This is a genomic window from Citrobacter meridianamericanus (assembly GCF_041320245.1).
Taxonomy (GTDB): Bacteria; Pseudomonadota; Gammaproteobacteria; order Enterobacterales; family Enterobacteriaceae; genus Citrobacter; species Citrobacter meridianamericanus.
Genome location: NZ_CP101039.1, coordinates 48,217 through 69,395 on the forward strand (window position 1 = coordinate 48,217; position 21,179 = coordinate 69,395).

General features: G+C 49.8%; 21 protein-coding genes and 5 pseudogenes. 12 read left to right on the forward strand and 14 right to left on the reverse strand.

Annotated elements, in window-relative coordinates; all coding sequences use genetic code 11:
- The first annotated feature begins 18 nt into the window (after positions 1 to 18).
- The 4 genes from tap to NMD08_RS28220 all read left to right on the forward strand — a co-directional run bounded on the left by tap (position 19) and on the right by NMD08_RS28220 (position 3,392).
- Positions 19 to 93 (forward strand): RepA leader peptide Tap, encoded by a 75-nt coding sequence (gene tap, locus NMD08_RS28205; RefSeq protein ID WP_111966011.1) that lies wholly within the window; start codon positions 19 to 21, stop codon positions 91 to 93.
- Positions 86 to 949 carry an incFII family plasmid replication initiator RepA gene (gene repA, locus NMD08_RS28210; protein WP_045911924.1) on the forward strand — a complete coding sequence of 288 codons (864 nt, stop codon included), beginning with the start codon at positions 86 to 88 and terminating at the stop codon, positions 947 to 949. The genes tap and repA overlap by 8 nt, the downstream gene beginning before the upstream one ends.
- A 1,101-nt stretch (positions 950 to 2,050) precedes the next feature.
- Positions 2,051 to 2,773: an NYN domain-containing protein gene (locus NMD08_RS28215; protein WP_025760202.1), complete on the forward strand. Its 723-nt coding sequence runs from the start codon at positions 2,051 to 2,053 to the stop codon at positions 2,771 to 2,773.
- Positions 2,774 to 2,792: 19 nt separating this feature from the next.
- Positions 2,793 to 3,392: a DUF2913 family protein gene (locus NMD08_RS28220; protein WP_025760201.1), complete on the forward strand. Its 600-nt coding sequence runs from the start codon at positions 2,793 to 2,795 to the stop codon at positions 3,390 to 3,392.
- Positions 3,393 to 3,502: 110 nt separating this feature from the next.
- Here NMD08_RS28220 and NMD08_RS28225 read toward each other — a convergent pair.
- A pseudogene (locus tag NMD08_RS28225) lies at positions 3,503 to 3,718 on the reverse strand (helix-turn-helix domain-containing protein); the annotation flags it as partial.
- 143 nt (positions 3,719 to 3,861) lie between these two features.
- On the opposite strand from NMD08_RS28225, the gene NMD08_RS28230 reads away from it, so the two are divergent.
- The gene (locus NMD08_RS28230) at positions 3,862 to 4,893 is read left to right on the forward strand and encodes an IS630-like element ISAhy2 family transposase (protein ID WP_001809438.1); all 1,032 of its coding nucleotides are present in this window, start codon (positions 3,862 to 3,864) and stop codon (positions 4,891 to 4,893) included.
- A gap of 149 nt (positions 4,894 to 5,042) precedes the next feature.
- Here NMD08_RS28230 and NMD08_RS28235 read toward each other — a convergent pair.
- From NMD08_RS28235 to NMD08_RS28255, 5 genes and pseudogenes are all read right to left on the reverse strand, one after another.
- Positions 5,043 to 5,630, reverse strand: a pseudogene (locus NMD08_RS28235) (HD-GYP domain-containing protein); the annotation flags it as partial.
- A 28-nt stretch (positions 5,631 to 5,658) separates the two neighbouring features.
- Entirely contained in the window at positions 5,659 to 7,050 is a 1,392-nt protein-coding gene (locus NMD08_RS28240; protein WP_014839878.1) for an ISKra4-like element ISKpn19 family transposase, read from the reverse strand.
- A 36-nt stretch (positions 7,051 to 7,086) separates the two neighbouring features.
- Positions 7,087 to 7,659 (reverse strand): recombinase family protein, encoded by a 573-nt coding sequence (locus tag NMD08_RS28245; RefSeq protein WP_001493762.1) that lies wholly within the window; start codon positions 7,657 to 7,659, stop codon positions 7,087 to 7,089.
- Between the two features lie 136 nt (positions 7,660 to 7,795).
- Positions 7,796 to 8,341 carry a plasmid pRiA4b ORF-3 family protein gene (locus tag NMD08_RS28250; RefSeq protein ID WP_001493763.1) on the reverse strand — a complete coding sequence of 182 codons (546 nt, stop codon included), beginning with the start codon at positions 8,339 to 8,341 and terminating at the stop codon, positions 7,796 to 7,798.
- Positions 8,342 to 8,476: 135 nt separating this feature from the next.
- Positions 8,477 to 8,659: pseudogene (locus NMD08_RS28255) on the reverse strand (DUF4158 domain-containing protein); the annotation flags it as partial.
- A gap of 161 nt (positions 8,660 to 8,820) precedes the next feature.
- Between NMD08_RS28255 and NMD08_RS28260 the strand changes: the two are divergent.
- The gene (locus NMD08_RS28260; RefSeq protein WP_014839983.1) at positions 8,821 to 9,435 is read left to right on the forward strand and encodes a recombinase family protein; all 615 of its coding nucleotides are present in this window, start codon (positions 8,821 to 8,823) and stop codon (positions 9,433 to 9,435) included.
- 318 nt (positions 9,436 to 9,753) lie between these two features.
- Here the strand turns inward: NMD08_RS28260 and NMD08_RS28265 are convergent, their stop codons facing one another.
- On the reverse strand, positions 9,754 to 10,410 hold the full coding sequence (locus tag NMD08_RS28265; protein WP_001516695.1) for a quinolone resistance pentapeptide repeat protein QnrS1: 657 nt from the start codon (positions 10,408 to 10,410) through the stop codon (positions 9,754 to 9,756).
- 394 nt (positions 10,411 to 10,804) lie between these two features.
- Between NMD08_RS28265 and NMD08_RS28270 the strand changes: the two are divergent.
- Positions 10,805 to 11,436 (forward strand): annotated as a pseudogene (locus tag NMD08_RS28270) (transposase); the annotation flags it as partial.
- 53 nt (positions 11,437 to 11,489) lie between these two features.
- On the opposite strand, the gene NMD08_RS28275 reads toward NMD08_RS28270, so the two are convergent.
- Positions 11,490 to 12,194 carry an IS6-like element IS26 family transposase gene (locus NMD08_RS28275; RefSeq protein WP_001067855.1) on the reverse strand — a complete coding sequence of 235 codons (705 nt, stop codon included), beginning with the start codon at positions 12,192 to 12,194 and terminating at the stop codon, positions 11,490 to 11,492.
- A gap of 65 nt (positions 12,195 to 12,259) precedes the next feature.
- Here NMD08_RS28275 and NMD08_RS28280 point away from each other — a divergent pair.
- Positions 12,260 to 13,555, forward strand: a pseudogene (locus tag NMD08_RS28280) (Tn3-like element Tn5403 family transposase); the annotation flags it as partial.
- Positions 13,556 to 13,826: 271 nt separating this feature from the next.
- Here the strand turns inward: NMD08_RS28280 and NMD08_RS28285 are convergent.
- From NMD08_RS28285 to NMD08_RS28300, 4 genes are all read right to left on the reverse strand, one after another.
- Positions 13,827 to 14,117 (reverse strand): type II toxin-antitoxin system RelE/ParE family toxin, encoded by a 291-nt coding sequence (locus NMD08_RS28285; RefSeq protein WP_000143805.1) that lies wholly within the window; start codon positions 14,115 to 14,117, stop codon positions 13,827 to 13,829.
- Positions 14,107 to 14,361: a type II toxin-antitoxin system RelB/DinJ family antitoxin gene (locus NMD08_RS28290; protein ID WP_000104338.1), complete on the reverse strand. Its 255-nt coding sequence runs from the start codon at positions 14,359 to 14,361 to the stop codon at positions 14,107 to 14,109. Before NMD08_RS28290 ends, NMD08_RS28285 begins: the two co-directional genes overlap by 11 nt.
- A gap of 156 nt (positions 14,362 to 14,517) precedes the next feature.
- Complete coding sequence (locus NMD08_RS28295; protein WP_025760373.1) at positions 14,518 to 15,228, reverse strand: tyrosine-type recombinase/integrase; 711 nt, start codon at positions 15,226 to 15,228, stop codon at positions 14,518 to 14,520.
- 86 nt (positions 15,229 to 15,314) lie between these two features.
- Positions 15,315 to 15,848 (reverse strand): hypothetical protein, encoded by a 534-nt coding sequence (locus tag NMD08_RS28300; protein ID WP_224019189.1) that lies wholly within the window; start codon positions 15,846 to 15,848, stop codon positions 15,315 to 15,317.
- A 629-nt stretch (positions 15,849 to 16,477) separates the two neighbouring features.
- Between NMD08_RS28300 and NMD08_RS28305 the strand changes: the two genes are divergently transcribed.
- The 4 genes from NMD08_RS28305 to NMD08_RS28320 all read left to right on the forward strand — a co-directional run bounded on the left by NMD08_RS28305 (position 16,478) and on the right by NMD08_RS28320 (position 20,494).
- A complete protein-coding gene (locus NMD08_RS28305; protein WP_025760371.1) occupies positions 16,478 to 18,307 on the forward strand; it encodes a hypothetical protein in 1,830 nt (609 codons plus the stop codon).
- Positions 18,308 to 18,556: 249 nt separating this feature from the next.
- The gene (locus NMD08_RS28310; protein WP_045911952.1) at positions 18,557 to 19,006 is read left to right on the forward strand and encodes a hypothetical protein; all 450 of its coding nucleotides are present in this window, start codon (positions 18,557 to 18,559) and stop codon (positions 19,004 to 19,006) included.
- Between the two features lie 135 nt (positions 19,007 to 19,141).
- Positions 19,142 to 19,654, forward strand: a complete 513-nt coding sequence (locus tag NMD08_RS28315) for a hypothetical protein (RefSeq protein WP_025760329.1) — start codon at positions 19,142 to 19,144, stop codon at positions 19,652 to 19,654.
- 207 nt (positions 19,655 to 19,861) lie between these two features.
- On the forward strand, positions 19,862 to 20,494 hold the full coding sequence (locus NMD08_RS28320) for a hypothetical protein (protein ID WP_025760328.1): 633 nt from the start codon (positions 19,862 to 19,864) through the stop codon (positions 20,492 to 20,494).
- A 54-nt stretch (positions 20,495 to 20,548) separates the two neighbouring features.
- Here NMD08_RS28320 and NMD08_RS28325 read toward each other — a convergent pair whose 3' ends face one another.
- The gene (locus tag NMD08_RS28325) at positions 20,549 to 20,737 is read right to left on the reverse strand and encodes a hypothetical protein (RefSeq protein WP_025760327.1); all 189 of its coding nucleotides are present in this window, start codon (positions 20,735 to 20,737) and stop codon (positions 20,549 to 20,551) included.
- A gap of 53 nt (positions 20,738 to 20,790) precedes the next feature.
- Complete coding sequence (locus NMD08_RS28330; RefSeq protein ID WP_025760326.1) at positions 20,791 to 21,084, reverse strand: hypothetical protein; 294 nt, start codon at positions 21,082 to 21,084, stop codon at positions 20,791 to 20,793.
- Positions 21,085 to 21,179 lie beyond the last annotated feature (95 nt).

Below are 21,179 nucleotides of genomic sequence, written 5' to 3' on the forward strand. Positions count from 1 at the left end.
TACGGGGAGTATATGTGCATGCTCAGAAAACTGCAATACCTTCTGTGCTCAGTGCTCCTTCCGTGCAACATAAGCGCAGGAAGGTGTGGCTGACGCTCAGGCCCTGTTCTCTCATTACCGTCAGGTCAAAAACCCGAATCCGGTATTCACGCCGCGAGAAGGGAAAAAGACCCTGCCGTTCTGTCGTAAGCTGATGGCGAAAGCCGAAGGCTTCACGTCCCGTTTTGATTTTTCCGTCCATGTGGCGTTTGTCCGCTCGCTGGGTAAACGTCACCGGATGCCGCCTCTGCTGCGCCGTCGTGCCATCGATGCGCTGCTCCAGGGGTTGTGCTTCCACTACGACCCGCTGGCCAACCGTGTACAGCGCTCCATTACTAACCTGGCCATTGAGTGCGGTCTGGCCACCGAGTCAAAAAGTGGCAATCTGTCCATCACCCGTGCCACACGGGCACTGAAGTTTATGGCGGAGCTGGGGCTGATTACCTACCAGACCGAGTATGACCCGCAGATAGGCTGCAATATACCGACAGATATCACCTTCACGCCGGCACTGTTCTCGGCGCTCGATGTCTCTGACGTGGCTGTTGTGGCTGCACGCCGCAGCCGCGTTGAATGGGAAAATCAGCAGCGTAAAAAGCAGAGTCTGAAGCCGCTGGATATGGACGAACTTATAGCGAAGTCCTGGCGGTTTGTGCGCGAACGCTTTCGCAGCTACCAGTCCGAACGTAAACAGCACGGCCTGAAACGTGCCCGTGCACGTCGTGACTCGGACAGAACCCGTAAGGACATTGTGACCCTGGTGAAGCAACAGCTGACGCGGGAATACGCCAGCGGGCGATTCACCGGCGGTCTTGATGCCATGAAGCGGGAGCTGGAGCGCCGCGTGAAAGAGCGCATGCTGATGTCGCGTGGCAACAACTACACGCGGCTGGCCACCGTCCCCATATAACCTACCTGACTGAAAAATCCGGCTGGCGCCGGAGGGTTTCGCACGTCTGCAGCTCCAGACTGACGGTTTTCTGCACGAAATGACGCCCGTCCTTCCTGACATTCACCCCATTCCGCCATCAGAATGGCCAGAAATTGCCTCGCCAGCATCATTTCCGGTCACTGAATTCAGTTACCCACAAATAACTGCAAGGGACCTTTCCATAAGGTTACAACCGTCATGCTTACAGAGCGCCAGCCGACCTGATTTCAAAGTGCGTGGTTTCCTTTAAAAACCTGCTCTGTACTTCTTTTAAATATCTTTTATTTCATTCAGATAAATATATAACCTGTTCGTCGCCTGACCTGTGGACAGGCTCCTGAGAATGCCCGCCCTTGCAGCGGACTATGTCCGCGCCGGTTCGGCAACTACCTTAAGTAGCTCCCGTCGCTACGCGACGGGCCCCGGCACAGCGCATATAGTTACAACATTCAAAATACTCACTCAAAAACAGGAGCAGTGCCTGCCTGAATCCTCGCAGCCCCTCCCCACCACTGAAAAGCGAAGCCGCCCGGGCCAAAGGCCCGGAACAACATCGCTTTTAATGATGGATGTTGTAACTAGCTTTTGAGTTGCTGTGAGTAGTGTCGCTGAAAGTTTTGAGTAACACGCCCGTAAGCGGCCCTGACGGCCCGCTAACGCGGAGATACGCCCCGACTGCGGCTACGCCTTGTCGTGACCACTCCGACGGCGCACAGATGCTTCTACATCGCGATTAGCGGATTAAGGCTTTGCAGGGAAGGGGGGGTTGATAGCGATCCTCTATAAATCAGCCGGCTGCGCCGGGCTACGGCGCCACTAACCAGAAGAGCCACATTCAGCTCCAGCTGGCGCCTTCATGCGCCGCTGGCGCATCCAGGAATGCCTGCGCGCTGCTCGGCATTCTCTATTCTGAATCCAACACCTGCTATAGGGGAGGACGATGACTCGTGACGTTGATGTACACCATGTGAGGATTAAACGAACAATATTCAGTAGAAATAATCAAACATACTGAATAATATATGGATTTTATAAATTGCTTAGTTTATCTCTTTGTACAATGCAAAAGGTTCGTAGCCCATGGAAAAGGAAAGTAAACAATTTGCCGTACTGATTGATGCGGATAATGCTCAGGCATCAGTCCTTGAGTCCATCCTTAATGAAATTTCCCTCATGGGAGATGCAACCGTCAAAAGGATTTACGGCGATTTTACCAACCCACAGAGCTCATGCTGGAAACATCTTCTTCAGAAAAATGCTATAAAACCGATACAGCAGTTCGCATATACAACTGGTAAAAATGCCACTGACAGTATGCTTATTATTGATGCAATGGATCTGTTGTATACTCAGGCATTTGATGGCTTTTGTCTCGTTTCCAGTGACAGTGACTTTACTGGTTTGGCCATTCGAATCAGAGAAGCAGGTCTTGAGGTTATCGGTTTTGGTGAAAAGAAAACACCTCAGGCATTCAGGAGCGCATGTAATAAATTTATTACCACTGAAGTTTATCGTGAAGAAAGAGATAGTGCTGCTCAACCTGAACAGGCCGGGATTCGAACAGAAGAAGAAAGTTACAGCATGCTGACTGAAATTATTGAAAGTTTTGCTGAACAAGAATGGGTTCATCTCGGACAACTCGGAGATATCATGAATAAACGAAATCCTGATTTTGATGCCAGGAATTATGGATATCGTAACTTGTCAGCGATGTTACAAAGCAAACAAGATACATTCGAATTGGTCAGAGGCAATAATATAGGCATGTCTCATAATCTGCCCTATGTGCGGCTGAAGTCTTAATCAGGCTGAGAGTATCTTTGTGACATTAACTATAAAATCGGGTCATCTGGCATGGTGCGCCCTGGTGGCGCTTGCGCTGGCCAGACAGAACGGAGATGTGCTGTCACCGGCACAGGAAAATCTCTTTCTTACCCGCTGGCTGGCGACCGCGCTGAAGCAACGACGTTTTTCGCGTGATGTGGCGCCCGATATCGAGTGGCTTCTGAAACAGGGACGCCAGCTGGGCGTCAGCGCGAAGCTGGCCAGCAAGCTGAATTATCTCTGGCGCTCCTGCACCGGCGAACTGTCTGAGCAAAACGACCTGTTCCGGCTGACGTATGCCCTGGAAACCGCGAAAGACATGAGCTGGAATTACCGCCTGTTGAGCGATCGGGAATGGTCAGGTCGGTATGCCGTTGCGCTGAACGCCGGCGTGAACGGCATTTATCTCTCGCGGACTAACCTCGACGCGGCGTTTGACGACGATGGGCGACAGATAAATCCGCTGCTGACGCGCCTGACCGGTAATGTCGGGGGCGTGGTAAAGCTGTTTAACCGGTGTGGCTGGCAGGCAGAGTCAGCACAGGATACCTCCATGCCACACCAGTTTATGTTGGTAGCCTGCCGGGATGCCGGATAGGTTATCCTGATTACATATGTAATACATTTGTAATCAATCATTAATCACCAAAGCCGCAACACAAGGTGAAGGTATATGGGGTCGGTTCCGGCTGAGGGCGAAATGACACCCTAAGCGTTAGCTCTGTGTCGTTGCACGATGTCAGCGACGGTATTCTTGCTGATACCGAGCTCGCGTGCGATCCAGCGATAGCTGCGTCCCTCGGCCCTCATCGCAACCACCTTAGGCAAAAGTCGGTCTGATTTTGGTCGCACTCCGGCCTGACGACCAAGCCTCTTACCACGTGCCTTCGCAACAGCAAGGCCTGACTTGACCCGCTCGCTGGGGATGTAAGCCGGAACCCCAGAAATTTCCGTCACCCTAAATAGCTGTTCCGAATAGTAGATCACCGGAGGAAGGGAACTCAGTCCAGTTTGTGCGATCTGATTAGTCGCTAAACAAAACAAGCCACACCCAAAGGACTGAGTTGATGCCTATCCTACCACCTCTGCCACGACCACAACGGCGCCGCATTCACAAAATCATCCATGCCACCCGTGATAAAGGACATGCTCGTCGCTTGATGGCCATCTTGCTGTTACATGAAGGACGCACGATCACCGATGTTCATCACCTTACCGGCGCTGCGCGCTCGACCATCGGTCGTTGGCTTCGGTGGTATCGAGATGAAGGCATAGATGCGCTAGAAGCCTTACCGGCTGGCCGTGCCCCAGTCTTACCTATCGCCAAGATTGTCACCTTACTGGTGCTGCTCATGCAGTTTTCTCCGCAAGATTTTGGTTATCAGCGCAGCCGTTGGTGTACTGAACTATTGGCTATAAAAATCAATCGGTTAACAGGGCTCAATGTGGCAGCCTCCACGCTCCGCCGATGGTTACCTCGTATGGGCATTGTCTGGCGCAGGCCCGTGCCGACCTTGCGGATAAAAGACCCAGCCTATCAGGAAAAAATGGCGAATATCGACGCCGCGCTGGCCCGCTGTGATGCCGATAATCCGGTGTTTTATGAGGATGAAGTCGATATAGACCTCAATCCCAAATTAGGAGCCGACTGGATGTTCAGAGCGCAGCAAAAGCGGGTTGTCACACCGGGGCAGAATGCCAAGCATTATCTGGCAGGCGTTCTCCACGCAGGCAACGGAAGGGTACTTTACGTCAGCGGGATCAAGAAAAACTCATCGCTGTTTATTGCCATGCTGGAAAAGCTGCGCCACCACTACCGACGAGCCAAAACCATCACGTTGATCCTCGATAACTACATCATTCACAAAAGCAAACAGACCGAGCGATGGTTGAAGAAGAATCCCAAGTTCTGCCTGGTGTTCCAGCCAGTTTACAGCCCTTGGGTTAATCACATAGAACGGCTATGGCACAAGTTACATGAAACCATCACGCGCAATCATCAATGCAGAGGGATGGCAAACCTGCTGGCCCGAGTGAAACACTTCATGGATACCGTGTCTCCTTTCCCGGGGAATGGCTATGGCACAGCGAAGGTGTAGCACTATTGGGATCAGTTATTTAGTTGGGTGGGCTCAACACTCGTGTCACCAGCTACCTTCTGGAGAATCGAGCTCGGCCATCCCTCCCTGGACGGGCATCGCTCGACGATGTTCAACGGCTCCCTCACGGGGCCGTCGTTTTGTGGGGGCTATTCCATCCACAAGTCGTCGAGGTTCTTGAAGTTCCAGAGCGTCGGGTCTTCGGGGCCAGTGATACTGTCCTTGCAACTCGTGGCCGCCAGGTCGATGGTCTGCATCGGGATCGGCTCTCTCGAGCGTAGCGAGAAGAACACGCGAACCTTGGGAGTCAGCAGTGATTCCATTCCCGGCTCAACGACAACGGCCAGACGCTGAGAGGACAGGCGAACCAAGGAGCCGACGGGGTAGATGCCCACGGCCTTGACGAAGGCGTGGAAGATGCGTTTGTCGAAATGGCCCTCCCACTTGGCCATCTGCCGCATCGCCGCGGACGGGTCCCACGGCTTTTTGTAGGCTCGCTCCGACGTCACGGCATCATAGACGTCGCAGATTGCGCCCATGCGGGCCAGGAGTGAAATGGCGTCACCGGCCAAGCGATCCGGGTAGCCGGTTCCGTCGATCTTCTCGTGATGGTGCAGGGCAATGTCCACCACCCCGGGCTCGGCCCCGCCTGCGCGCAGCATCTTTGCGCCCTCCACAGGGTGGCGCTTCATGATGGCGAACTCGGCATCGGTGAGCTTGCCTGGTTTGTTAAGGAGAGCATAAAAAATATTGGGGCAGCGTGAGCTATGCTGCCATCGCTGGTCCCTTCCCGTCACTTTGAAAACCCGGATACCAGCAGACAAATTTATCCTGCAGTTCGTTATTCAAAACGGCGGTCCGGGTCTGTAACAAATAATGAGCCCCTTTTCTGCTCCACTGCATCTGCTGCTTTTTGGCCATTCGTCTGGCGATCACTTCATTGATCGTGGATTCCACAAACGCGGTTGATACCGGCTCTCCGTACCGACGCATTTCGCCGTAGTTTGGGATCATCATCTTATTATTCCGGATGTAGGTATACATTTCATCCAGATGTTTTTGCAGGGATTTCAGGCTAGGATAGCTGAGTTCAGGGTCATCGCAATACATAACGCAATTATCAATATGTTCCAGCGCAGCGACAACATTGCCATGCCAGAGATATCGTTTAATGCTTTCCAGCAGTGCCAGAACTTTACTCCCCGCCTCTGGATCTGATACCAGCAGTCCCCGGGCATATTGCATGAGCACCGTCAGCCTCATGGTGATATGAAACCAGTCCAGCACATGCGTTGACTCAGGGTACATACCGAACTGGAGGTCCCTGAGATTATCCGCGCCGTCGGACAGAAAAAATATCTGCTGGTTGGCCTGCATTCCCTGCGCTGAAAGGTGGGTCATGAGCCTGCGTTCCGGATGACAGTCATCCTTCTGAACAAAACCGAAGCGGCGGGTGTCAGCAGGCGCACCAACGGAAAAAGACTTCCCGGCAATAATTTCAAAATTACGCTTTTTGTCATCCCGATCGCGAACATAACCACCATCTATACCCACCACAAGCGGTTTTCCTGGCCTGGGCAGGTTCCCCCAGTCGCGGGGGCAGCCGGAAAGAAAACCTGAATGAGCTTCAGCCTCAGCGTCAAGACGCTGCGCCACCTGGCATAAATGATTCCTCACCGTTGAGGCATTCAGGCTGTGGCCCACCGGCAGAATATCTTTCAGCAGACGAGTCGTCATTTCATAGGAGATCATCGAGGCCCAGCGGGTTTCAATATATTTCAGTGCCGGGTGAGAATAATCGCCGGCCCAGTCGCTGAGCAAACTGACTGTCTTTGTATCACTCTCTTCACAACGGCACCGGTACACCCGAAGCCCGGATACCGGAATAACGCCAAACAGCGTCCGGTACCGTATTTTCTGTTTGCCTTTGATTCTGCGCGCAGCAAGGCAGTGAGGGCACCGGATATGGTGTTGAGTATATTCGTCTGCCTGCAGCTGGACCACCGACTGCTGGACCGTATTCAGCAACAGCTTGGATTCTGACACCGATAATCCGATGTCGTTCCGGGTCTCCCCTGATTTCTGGATTGTCATCAGTTCCTCCGTTCGACTGGAGCCTGATTCATCGGTGATGACTATCTGGAGCGTCAGTTGCATCATTGCCTCCTGCTGTGGTGGATGACTATCTCCCGGCTACTGGTTGTTCATCTGGTGACGAAGCTTATAATATGTGGAAACGCCAAGGCCCGCATGGTCGCAGGCGATCCTGAGCCTGACCCCTCTGCTTCTGAGTGCGTCAATTTCCTGGATCTTTTTGATATCGGCGCCGGGGCGCCCTGTTTTTTCACCCCGTGCTTTTTTCGCGGCGATGCCGTCGGCCTGCCTTTCCTTCAGTAAGGCTCGTTCAAACTGGCTGAATGCCGACATCATGTGCAGCTGCAGTTCCTGCATCGGATTGTTTGTGCCGGCGCTGAACGTCAGCTGCTCTTTCAGAAAAATAAGGGTAACGCCCTGGTCACGAAGCCGGGTGGTGACAGCGCACATATCCGACATATTCCGGCAAAGGCGATCGATGGAATGAACCAGAAGCGTATCACCAGGGCGTAATTGCCCCAGGAGTTCCTGTAACCCCGGGCGGTTTGTGTCCTTCGCGCTGGCATGCTCAACACAAATTTTATCAGGCTGAAAACCCGCCTTTGACAATGCCTCTTCCTGACGGGCCGTATTCTGATCGGCCGAGCTTACCCTGATGTAGGCATATTGCACGCAAAACCTCCGGAAGGTCTTTAAACATCATAGAGATTTAAAGAATAATCCATAAACACTGATTTAGGGAGGTTTATAGACATTTTTTCGGGGATCTGAGAGGCATGCTGAAAACGTATACCTTTATAGACATCAGTCAGCGACGACGGCCCAGCCAGATAACTTCAGGCTCCAGTACCGGAGATGCAAGGTCGAGCCTGCTCAGTTGCCGGTTGATTTTGTGGCGGTTGAACCTGACAGCATCCAGGTCGTCAGCAAAAGGGCGGATCTCGCCGACCGTTGTTTCATCATCCGCATTAACGATAGCTTCAAGAAACGCCAGGGTTTTATCGAACTCATCCGCAGCTGTGGCTCCGGGCATACCATGGCCGCTTATACAAAACGGCGCTTTCAGCGTAGAGTTTTCATAAATGGCCTCAACACGAATGTCATGAAGCCAGTGCTCAAAGAAATTGTATTCATAGGTAAAGCGATCGCCAGCATCAAAAGCAAAATCATCAATCACGACCCGGAACGGATTATCGACAAAACCGATGCCTCCTTCGTAGGAGATACCGTAATCTTTGCCATAAATGTGAAATTGATGGAGATGGTCGTCCCCCCAGCCCTGCACTATCTGGAAAATGAAGTGAAGCGCGGCCAGTGACGTGTCGGCAGCAATTCTCAGCCGACGCCAGACCATCGGACTGACTCCATGAACTGCTATTTTGATGACGTAGATCTTCATAGTCAGCAGGTATTGTTATGAAATGATGGTGGTTATTTTAACCCCTGTAGATGGCATCATTCGATGGCTGCCCCGAGGTTTTTCATGCTCTCCGATCTGGATGATGCAATAAATTTGAGCGTGAAGCCCCCGGCGACTGCAGGCCAGCGCCAGTTCATATTCATTCAGCGCCAGAAACTCCAGCCGCTGTGCATCATCGAAATCAGGTAGACCATAGAGCGCTTCCTGCTCGGCGTCCGAAAGAATACTGAGGAGCTTATTTTTAGTAGGCATCTCTGATCCTTATGCCTATTTAAACGCGCTTGTCACATTATCATTAACATAGAACCTTTACGTGTCATAATTTAAATTACGGGTAATGTGACTACCGTTGACAGATTATGGTACCCAAATCAGAATGTCACATAATCGAACGTATATGTGACAGAGGAAATATGTTCATCGGATATATTCGGATGTCAAAAGCGGATGGTTCGCAGACGAATGATTTACAACGTGATGCACTGATCGCCGCAGGTGTTGATGCCGCACATTTTTATGAGGACCGGGCATCGGGCAAACGAGAAGAGCGTCCTGGACTTACAGCCTGTCTGAAAGCACTACGACCCGGAGACACGCTGGTCGTATGGAAGCTGGACCGCCTCGGTCGTGATCTTCGTCATCTCATTAATACAGTGCACGACCTGACCGCGAGGGGGACCGGTCTGAAAGTGCTGACCGGTCACGGGGCGACTATCGACACAACAACGGCCGCTGGCAAGCTTGTCTTCGGTATCTTTGCCGCACTGGCGGAGTTTGAGCGCGAACTGATTGCTGAAAGAACGACTGCAGGTCTGGCATCAGCAAGAGCCCGTGGGCGGAACGGCGGCCGACCTTATAAAATGACGCCAGTCAAACTGCGACTGGCAATGGCATCAATGGGACAATCAGAAACAAAGGTCAGTACGCTATGCCAGGAACTTGGGATAACCCGGCAAACTTTGTACAGGCATATTTCCCCTGTTGGTCAACTGCGGGCGGACGGGATCAAGCTGTTCAACCGTGGATAATTTGAACGGACGGAAAAATCTGGGGTTCCGGCGTAGTACCCCTATCACCTCCACATTTTTGCAACAGTGCCTTATAAATGGCAGCCTTATGTTTACTTGCCAAGATGGGCTACCATATGATGTTTTATACTGAGCAATATTAATATTATCTTTAATGGAAAAATTAAGCCCACTAAGTGACCCACTGCTATATGGCTCTATTGTGAAGACGCCTGAGGGTAAAAATTTATACATGGTTGTCCCTATGTCTATTATTGCAAGGTTGACAATATTATTCGTTTTATAAATTTGAGCGTTTAAAATCACACATCAAAGCAATTAGTCAGGATAAACAACAATACCCAGTGCTTCGAGAATCAGTTCTTGCTGCCAGGCTGCAATTTTGATACCTGATGTATCGACTTTGCGGGGATCTAAACCGTCGAGTTCGGCGTGGCATAAATTGGCACCCTGTAGGCTAAATTGCCCCCAGACATCTTCGGAAAAAACACCTCGACTTAAGTCTGACTCTTTCAGTGATGCACCCGCTAGGTTCGTTCCTATCCAGCGATTTTCAAACAACTCACATTTTTCTAAACAAACCCTCTCCATATTGGCATAGGAAAGATTACATCCAGAAATAAATGCTGAGCAAAAGTACATACGATTACTCACTTGATGGGCAAAGTTTGTTCGGGAAAAGTTGGCACCTTTTAAATCACACGCACGGAACTCTATACCGTAGCAATTGGCATTACTGAAGTTTGCCATCGCAAGTTGGCATTGTTGGAAACTTGCATCACGAAGATCTGCGACATCAAAGTGGCAGCCTTCGATATCACCCTGTTCAATGAACTTGCAGTTGACGAATGTCGTATCACGCAAGTTAGCACGTCGAAAGTCGCTGCGAATGAATGTGCAAGCGGTGAAGGTGAGATCACTTAAGTCTTTATGTGAAAAGTTGTGGTGCCGATATGTATGATTGTAGGTTTCCATGAGTACTCCTTGTTGAAAGGAGGGCTAGACTACCATTATACATATGCCAAGACATTAAAATAAAAGCCTGTTACATCAACACATTACAACCCCTCAATTTACCTGTTTTAAGTGGTCAAATTGGCGCGTAGAGCGCCTATCGCTCTTGCATTGGCACGCGGCCCTGTTGAAAAAAGTTATTCGCTTTAGATAGGGTTAGGAGAGCCGTGCTTCGCCGGTAAAAAATCGGACTATCCGACGCAGGGCGGACTCATCGGCGGAGAAGCAAACTTTGACTATATCTCCCTACACTTGGAAGAGGGCTAGACTGGCCCCATAGATCACCAGACACTTCGACTCTCTTAAAATAAGAGGTAGTCTTGGAACTATGTTTAATACCAGTCAGAACGATAAGATGGTTGGAGTGTTATCAGGACCTGAGCGGCGTCGGCGTCGTACACCGCAGGAAAAAATTGCCATTATTCAGCAGACTATGGAGCCCGGTATGACCGTGTCTCATGTCGCGCGCCTGCATGGCATCAATGCAAACCAGATATTCAAATGGCGCAAGCAATATTAAGACGGTTCACTGACGGCTGTTGCATCGGGCGAGGAAGTGGTGCCGGCCTCCGAACTCGCTGCCGCCAATAAGCAAATTCGCGAACTCCAGCGCCTTCTGGGCAAAAAGACGATGGAAGCCGAGATACTCAAAGAGGCCGTGGAGTTCGGCCGGGCAAAAAAATGGATTGCGCATGCGCCCTCGTTGCCTGGGAACGACGAATAAGCGACGTTTGCAGAAGTCTTGGCGTGTCGCGTGCGCAGTTGAGCATTCGGGTTCACCGGCCATCTGACTGACAGGATCGCAGACGGCAGCCCCGTTCTGACGATACCACCGTATTGTCCCGGATAAACATGGCGGTGGCTGACCTGCCGACGTATGGTTATCGCCGTGTGTGGGCGCTGCTGCGACGGGAGTCGGAGCGGGACGGCCTGCCTGTGGTTAATGCAAAGCGGGTGTATCGCATTATGAGAACGCATAATCTGCTTCGGCACTGTTGCAAAGTTAGCGATGAGGCAGCCTTTTGTCTTATTCAAAGGCCTTACATTTCAAAAACTCTGCTTACCAGGCGCATTTCGCCCAGGGGATCACCATAATAAAATGCTGAGGCCTGGCCTTTGCGTAGTGCACGCATCACCTCAATACCTTTGATGGTGGCGTAAGCCGTCTTCATGGATTTAAATCCCAGCGTGGCGCCGATTATCCGTTTCAGTTTGCCATGATCGCATTCAATCACGTTGTTCCGGTACTTAATCTGTCGGTGTTCAACGTCAGACGGGCACCGGCCTTCGCGTTTGAGCAGAGCAAGCGCGCGACCATAGGCGGGCGCTTTATCCGTGTTGATGAATCGCGGGATCTGCCACTTCTTCACGTTGTTGAGGATTTTACCCAGAAACCGGTATGCAGCTTTGCTGTTACGACGGGAGGAGAGATAAAAATCGACAGTGCGGCCCCGGCTGTCGACGGCCCGGTACAGATACGCCCAGCGGCCATTGACCTTCACGTAGGTTTCATCCATGTGCCACGGGCAAAGATCGGAAGGGTTACGCCAGTACCAGCGCAGCCGTTTTTCCATTTCAGGCGCATAACGCTGAACCCAGCGGTAAATCGTGGAGTGATCGACATTCACTCCGCGTTCAGCCAGCATCTCCTGCAGCTCACGGTAACTGATGCCGTATTTGCAGTACCAGCGTACGGCCCACAGAATGATGTCACGCTGAAAATGCCGGCCTTTGAATGGGTTCATGTGCAGCTCCATCAGCAAAAGGGGATGATAAGTTTATCACCACCGACTATTTGCAACAGTGCCGCATAGAAGATGGAACGTTGCGGATCGACAGGTTGACAGCAGACGTGCCGGATGGTGCCGAGGCACTCATACTGGATCTGTATCGCCGAATGCCGTCCGTTCGGATTACCGACATGCTGCTTGAAGTTGATGCAGCCCTTGGTTTCACAGATGCGTTTACCCATCTGAGAACCGGGGCTCCATGTCGCGACCGGATCGGTCTGCTCAACGTCCTGCTCGCTGAAGGGCTCAATCTGGGCCTGCGTAAGATGGCGGAAGCTACAAACACGCATGATTACTGGCAGCTCTCACGCCTTGCCCGCTGGCATGTTGAAAGCGAAGCCATGAACCAGGCATTGGCAATTGTGGTGGCCGCGCAGGGTAAACTGCCGATGTCACGCGTCTGGGGGATGGGCACGTCAGCATCGAGCGATGGTCAGTTTTTCCCGACAGCGCGGCATGGCGAAGCCATGAACATGGTCAATGCCAAATATGGTTCTGTTCCCGGCCTCAAAGCGTATACTCACGTAAGCGACCAGTTCGCGCCATTCGCTTGTCAGTCGATCCCGGCGACCGTGAGCGAGGCACCGTATATTCTCGATGGACTACTGATGAACGAGGTCGGTCGCCATGTTCGCGAACAGTATGCCGATACAGCAGGATTCACCGACCATTTGTTCGGAGCCAGTAGCCTGCTCGGCTACAATCTCGTTCTGCGAATCAGGGATCTGCCATCGAAGCGGTTGTACGTATTTAATCCCGATACGACCCCCAGGGAGTTACGCAAGTTGGTAGGTGGAAAAGCCCGGGAGGATCTTATCGTTGCGAACTGGCCTGATATTTTCCGTTGTGCCGCGACGATGACCGCTGGCAAAATCAGGCCCAGCCAACTCCTGCGCAAGCTCGCTTCTTACCCACGACAAAACAACCTTGCAGTTGCGCTTCGTGAAGTTGGTCGTATTGAACGGACCCTTTTCATTATTGAGTGGATCCTGGATACGGACATGCAGCGGCGTGCTCAGATCGGTCTTAACAAGGGAGAGGCCCACCATGCGCTCAAAAATGCGCTCCGTATCGGGAGGCAGGGGGAAATTCGCGATCGCACGACAGAGGGGCAGCACTACCGAATCGCTGGGCTCAATTTATTGACTGCGGTGATCATTTACTGGAATACCGTCCATCTTGGTCATGCCGTCACGGAGCGGCGGAACGAAGGGTTGGATGTTCCCCCTGAATTTCTTCCCCACATATCCCCATTGGGCTGGGCGCACATTCTACTGACTGGCGAATATCTTTGGCCCAAGGAACCGAAAGCTTAGGGTGTCATTTCGCCCTCAGCCGGAACCGACCCCTATATTGGTTGTAATATACACATGAGGCCACGATAATGTAGTTAAGGATGCAGCAGACTGGTTAATCCAGACATCCCGCTACCAGCGTTCGCTGGTCAGGCCTGGTCCGGTAAAGGCGCTTCTGAATACCAGATATATTTCTGGCGAAACCCACCTCAAGGTGGGTTTTGTTATGTATGAGCTTGATAGTTATTTTTATTGATATCTTGAATACAAATGCAATACGTTTGTATTTCTTTTATAAAAGACGCTTTCGGGCCGTTTCATAGGCTTTTTCGTCTTCCCGTTTACCTACTGCGACCACCCATATAACAATCTCGTCATCGATAACCTTGTAAATCAAACGAAAACCAGATGCTCTCAGCTTTATTTTAAAGCAGCCAGCCAGATCACCATGCAGTCGGGCTGATTCCACATAAGGGTTTTGCTGAAGCTTTTTTAGCTTCTTTTTGAATTGCTCACGGATCGTCTTTTCGAGCTTATTCCATTCCTTAAACGCCCTTTCGTCAAATTCAACATTAAAGGTCATCAACGTTAACCCTGATCCGTCTTGCCGGATTTTTCAGTCTTTCCCGAACAACTGCCAGAATATCAGCGTCTTCATCATCTTCGCTCACCATCACTGAGACTTCAGCAAAGGGGAGTTTTTCGTTCTCTGCAACATACCGCAGGAACAGACGAAGTGCGTCCGAAGGCGACAGATTCAGTTTTTCAAAGGCCTGATAGGCGTCTTTTTTCAGTTCGTCATCAACGCGGATTTGAATTGTGCTCATTGCTCGTACTCCGGTTATATCGTGTACAGTTATTATACGTGTACTACAAGTGTAATTACAAGTGTGGTGCATTTTTTTCTAACCAGCAAGTAATGGCCACCACCCTTTTTTGACGGCAGAACACTAAATGAATGACTTATGTAATACATAAGTAGTCTATTTTCGTGTCAGAAGATGGCTGTAATCGCGGTGATCCAGCGAAAATGTGACACCCAGCTGTGGTGCAACGTCCAGTGCAAAAACCTTCAGATACACCTCCGTGCTTTCATAGCGTTCATGCCCCATATAGGCCTGGACGACTTTCGGCGGCACGTGGTTGAAAAACAGATGCATGGCAAAACTGTGCCGCAGCGTCTTTGGATTGATGGCCGGGAGTGCAAATTCAATCCCCTCCTCCCGGGCTCTGTCGATCGCCTGTTGCATCCACAGCCAGGCTGTTTTCCTGCTGACGGCAAACAAGGGGCGACGACGGCCGGTTCTGAACGTGGCCAGATAGCGGCGAAGCTGATCGACATATGCGGCATCGAGCAGCGGCACTATCCGGGCTATCTTCTCATCCGCTGACGGTCGTCCCCTTCCCCGCTGACGTTGTTTCAGTGTGCGTAACCGGATGCAGGGGCGTGGACCATCAAGTTGCAAATCCTCGGGTGTGATGGTCAGGGCTTCAGTAATACGTGCTCCGGTGTTCCACAGCGTGGCAAAGAGCATGCGCTGGCGCTCATCCGGCAGATAATGCAGTAATACGGCAACTTCGGGCGCCAGCAGATATTTAGGGAGATAGGGCTGCAGCAGCGCCATACCACGCAGCGCGATGGCTGTTTCATAGTTTGTCGCAGGGACAGGGCTGTCGCCCGCTGTCATCAGCATTCTTCCCTCCCCCCTTTTATTTGATGTAATACATTTAAAATACAAATGTAATTCCAATGAATTACATAAACACTCACTCAGACCAGTTAAATCGCACCCATGTTTTTCGCCTCAGCCATAAACGTCCCGTAATGGCTTTCTGGGACGACGACCGGGATTGTTCTGCGGTTGTACAGCTGCATCAGCAACAACGTGCGATGGCGGCCGTCCGATACGCCAGAGTGTGTGACTGAAACCTGCGGGTATTCAACAGTGCCTTTCGCGATGTAGGTTTTGATCCTGTGCCACCGTCGCGGGTCGATGCAGAATGCACCGTCACCAAGAACGCTGAGAAAGGCCAGTCCGTCGACCTCAACAATCTTCGTCGGCAGATGGCGAAGCGGCTGCGGCAGATAAAACTGCAGGTCCTCAAAAGCCGGGAACGTGAGGCCCGACTCGTCCCCGGGGATCGCCTCAAAGGACGTAAAGGGATACTTCGTCATATAAGTCTGCATAAAGGTGTCCAGGTCAGTCTCAATCCTGGAGAACCATTCGGGTCTGGGTAAAAACGCTTTATCCCGCTCCCGCATCTCTCTGATGCTGTCGCCGAACAGGTCTTCCTGGCTGATGTTAACCTCCATGCTGCACTCCTGTTGCTGAATAAAAAAACCACGGCCCGGCAGGAACAACAACGTGGGTATCCCGGGGTGGGGGGTCAGGTACCAGTTTTTGTGTAATTCATTTGTATTACACAGGTGCGCTGTGCAAATTCTGTCGGGTAATACCCCTGCCAGTTATAAATTATTCGCGTAGCGTAATCCCGATTTTCATCCTTATTCTGACACCTCCATAGCCCGTATGCCACGGGAATAATTCGCCGCAGCCGTTTCCATGAGGTAACAAAAATCGAAATATTCGTGTTCTGATACCTGGGTATTTTCAGCCAGGTGCCGGGAGAGTCGGAGAAAAAATGCTCTGTTCTGCCGTGGAACCGGACAGGGCGCGGGCCGGACGCGAAAAGTTGCCAGAGGCTGGGCAGTGAAACACTCTGCCTGTTTCGTTACATCGACGGGAATGAATGTGTTCAGGCGAAAAAAAACCGCCTTCAGAGGCGGTTTTTGAAAGGTATGGCCCTAACCAGTCCGGGACAAAACCACAGTCAAGCAGGAGAGAGCCGTTTTTTTCGGTACGATACGCCGCAGGTTCTGCAACGTATTTAAATGCGCTAATATACGGTAATTATAACACTACACAGAAAGGACGCAACAGCATGAGGATTGATGTTCGCCTGAGACGTAACGGCCTTTCCCCACGTCAGTTATTTTTCATTGAATGCTGGGGAAGTCTTGCACATAAAGAAAGTACGGATACTGACAGGGTTGGATTCAATAACATCCTCAATGCGATTAATGAGCTCCTTTCACTGTTTCCGCAGGGTAATAAATTTAAAGGGCAGGATAAACGCAAAAGAGCAGCACAGGAGCTGCTTGAACTGCTGAAAGAAGATGTTGTTTTATCTGATGACCGTTTTGAAAGCATACCCAATCAGCTTAAAGATATGCTGGATATTAAAAACGCCTGGTCGGATAAAGAACGTAGCCCGGTGGAAAAACACCAGGGACTGATGGAGAGTTTATTCACTCAGTTAAAACTGACCCTGGAAGCGCATTATTTACCGGCAAGTCTGGAGCGCCTGGAGGCTGAAATCAGCAAGGGGGAATTCCCGTCTGACAGTGATTATGCCTGTATAACGTCGCTCTGTAATAACATCATGAGTTTTCTTCTTACCCTGGGAATGCCGCTGACGGAATGCTCATTGCTGTATTCACGTATCCTGATGAATGACAGACAAACCTTTGACGTCCGTTTCAGGTCCTGGGCAGAAAAGGTGAATGTCAGATCGCAACGATATATTGTCAGCATTATCATGGAAAATGAAAAATTCCATGACATGTTACAACAGGCCGGAGAGCATATCTTATTCAACGGATGCCGGTATTTTCATTTTACCAGCGATAAAGGTGTGCCCTCTGTCAGAACAGAAATTGAGGTTCAGGCTGTCTCTGTTCTCGCGGCGAAAGTTAAGGCCGATTTTGTTCTCAAGGATTCTCTTGATGTCGTCGCATATATGCTCGGGCGTGGACAAATCAACACACGCAGCGCCTTTCAGGTCAGGGATGAAGCCGGGAATGAGACAACCATACCGGGATTCAGTAATGAGATCCTGACGAACAGCGACCGATTGACGATGAGCGAATTTGGCCATTTTATGTCGGCTATCACAGGTCTGTTCACCAGGGCATCACCTGAATCTGCGAGAAAAGTCAGTTCTGCCTTCCATTTTTTGCGTAATGGTCTAATTAACAAGACGACACAGGAAAACCAGTTTACTTCATTCTGGTCAGCCCTGGAGGCGCTGACACTGGATGTTTCCTCCCGCCAGCTTGATCACGATGAGCATGTTGTTTTTACCACCCCACCCTGTATGGGACTCGACTATGTAGTGAAACAGTTGATTTCATTGAGAGGTATAGCCAGACAATTGAGACTAGAGTTGCACCTTCATGATGGACGCCGGGTTATTCCTGGCGAGTCTGATTTAGATGATATCTACACTTACCTGAAGGACAGCGAATTTACCCGGCAGTTTGGGGATGAGTTAAGTGATTATCCCTATGCGTCGTACATGCTGAGAAAGTTTACGGGGCTTTGCGTCCAGCCACGTGAACTGGGGAAGAAGATTATTCGCCACGCAGAAAAAGTGGAGCGTCACATTTATCGACTTTATATTTTGCGAAATACGATTGTCCATAATGCAGAGTCAAATCCTTACATTCAGTTTTTGACCGTCAATCTTGAACACTATCTTCGTGGCACGATCAATGCCATGTTTTATACCGCATCAATGCTTCCTGTTATTCGCGCACCGGAAGAGGCTTTCCAGAGATACCTTCACATGTACGAAATTTTGGTAAATGAGCTGGAGCCTACATTTGGCATTCCCCCCGGAGAACACCGTAGCGTTGAGTCATTGATAGGTCAGAACAAAATAACCCCTGCAGATTCAAAACTTAAGGCCTGGTTGAAATTACACAAGTAATGCTTATGTAATACATGGTGGTTCTGATTTTGCTGCTATCTATCAATTTGTACGCCTGGTTTCAGTGAGGGGTATACACTATGCCGTATACCCAGTGTGATGCGGACCTTCTTTGGGTGAAGGTAGTTGAATTCTCTGGTGGCGTTCGGTAGTACATATATTGCGTCGCATTACCAAAATATTTTTTTTAGGTAAATAAGTGAAGTAATAGAAAGCTGGACCTGTAATGTATAGGGTGTAAGGATGATTATGAACTGGTTTAACCGATTGATACAACGTAGAAAAGATATCGAATCATCATCACTGATGAACAAAACTAATGGTGAAATTATAACTGAATTAACCGGTGGACGATTTCTTGTCCATGGTAAACCTGTATATGAGCTTGCTCTTGAATATAAAAATGACATTGAAATAATGTTGTTGTGTTGTGAGTCTGAATTAGAAAAAATGAATGAAATCGGGCAGGTTGCTGCACCATTTTATTTTGAAAGAGTCGCTATTCTAGCCAGGAAAAATAAAAATTACAAACTCGAAGTTGATATTATTGAGCGCTACATTACAGAGTTGGAAGGGTTTTATAGGTTAAATAACCTACCTGTAGGTAGCGGTGTTATGGCCGGGCCACGTTTTAGTTCTATTGTTTCTCGCCTTGAAAAATCCAGGAAATTATTAGAAAGAAATATAAAAAGTGAGTAAGTTTAATTGTTATTTTCTGGGCTCCGGGAGGCAATAATACTTTGGTCTTTAACATTGATTGGCAAAAAGTGCTGTCTGTACAATCCAACGGGGATTTATACTGATAGCCATAATCATCACAGAACGGGGTAGAAGATGGCGACTGAGTGGGTGGATGTGGCTGATAATGCAGTTAAAATTGGACTAGGATCGGTGCTCACAATACTAGGCGGGTATTTGACGCTAAAATTATCTCAACGGCATGAGTTAAGGAAAGAAGCTTTAATTCAGCAGCGTAAGGATTTTGATGTGAAAGCCGGGCGCTACATCGATTTCTTATCAAGCTCACGAATGATGATGCAGAAATATATGATATCCCCATTCAGACCTGATGGTGAAGATTATATTGAATATACAAGACTGCATGAAACGGTATCCCTCATGACCACTAATCATGTTATGAGACAACTAGCCTTTGATGCTTACTTAGCAGTATCTCAGGCTTGCTTAATGGGAACAGCCGATCGCGATGAAAAAGCTCCTGTTCGGGCGGCGGCAGAAAAAGCAGTGAGCCAGTTTCAGGCTAATGCGAATGATGAACTACGATGTGAAAAGGAGGTAATCGAGAGGATGAATAAAAAAAACACCTGGAAATTCTGGCGACGATAATCACAAATTTTGCACAGAATACCTGTTTTGTCTAATCATCCGCTGAAGACAGTGATATACCGGTTAAATGTAATTCAAAAGAATTACATGTGTAATTTGTGAGTATTACATTTTAGTTTTTGTATGAAATGCATAGTTACGCTGCTCTCAGCGCTCAGTTGCGGTATTCTGGATCGTATATGGGCGTTATTCAGACGGGGGTGGGTTATGGCAAGCTGGTTAGATAAAGCCAGAGATAACATGCTGCGATATTCTTCGGGTCAGGCGTGGCCGGCGGTAATGAAAGAGTGGTCGGTCACCGGAGGATTTATAGACTCGCACTCCATCAACAAAACCTGCGAGCTGTGTGACAACGAAGGACTGCGCTATCAGTTTCAGATAACCAACGTGCTCACACATTATTCACTCTGGGTGGGCTCTACCTGTATTAACAAGTTCGTCCCTGTTTTTGTCGGCGGCAGAGAGCTGCTCGGTGAAGAAAAAGAAGCCGAAGTACGTAAAATTATGGCGGCCGCCAGGGCAACCTCAAGGCAGGAACGCGCAAAATCGGTTCTGGCACAGCTAAAAATCAAAGCACCTGACAGGTTCAGCGATCCGAAATGGGTGGCTAATCTTGATGTCGGGTACTCCGCCAGTCAGTTAAAGATGATTGCGGTGCTTTGTAAAAGCCACCGGATCACCTTTAATTCCGGGGATTTTAAAATCAACACCCGCAAGGCTAACGTTGTAGATCAAATACGGCTTCTGGAACCCTGGCAGTATTTCAATATGAGGGACGCTATCCCTAAAAGCCGGCATAAGCAGTTTGATGCCTGGTTTGCTGCAAAGAGAACAAAATAAGCAAGTCATGTAGTTCTTATGTAATACATAAGAACTACATGTAGGCCACCGTAATCAGCGAGGACTGAAACCGACGTCAGCGAGTGATTTCTGCAGTGCCTGGATGGCATCTTTCATCACCCATGTTTCATCATCGTCGACGGCACAGGCCCGCATTTCTGACCAGGTTAAGCGCTTAACAAATTGTGCCAGCGCCATTGCCTGGCTGTCAGTTAACTCAGTGGTCACGGTAACAGTGGGCATTAGTTGCACTCCTTTTTGTAAGCCAGAAAGATTACTTATGTAATTCTTGTGTATTACAAGTATTCCTTAATCATCTCCAGCATTTTTTCCGGTCCGGCTTCCCGGGCCAGGTACAGAGCTGCACGCAGCACGGTTGAGTCGGTGATAGTTTTTGTCGTGAGATCCTGAATTTCATCAACCAGTTCGCTGCACATCACTTTTTCCGCTGGTGTCATACGGATGGTTTTGGGGTTTTCGCTGGTCGTTCTGTTGCGGTTGACCTTGACGTTAGAAAGGCGGGTTTTCGCCTCTCCCTGTGTGGTTTCAGGTTTGACCATTGCGGGACGCGCGAGAGGGCCTTTAGCCATTTATGCAGCCTCGTTTGATAAGAGAGTTTCAAGTTCACGCATCAGCGCACGGTAATCGTTCAGGGCGAGGGACCCTTTGTTGTAATACCAGAGCG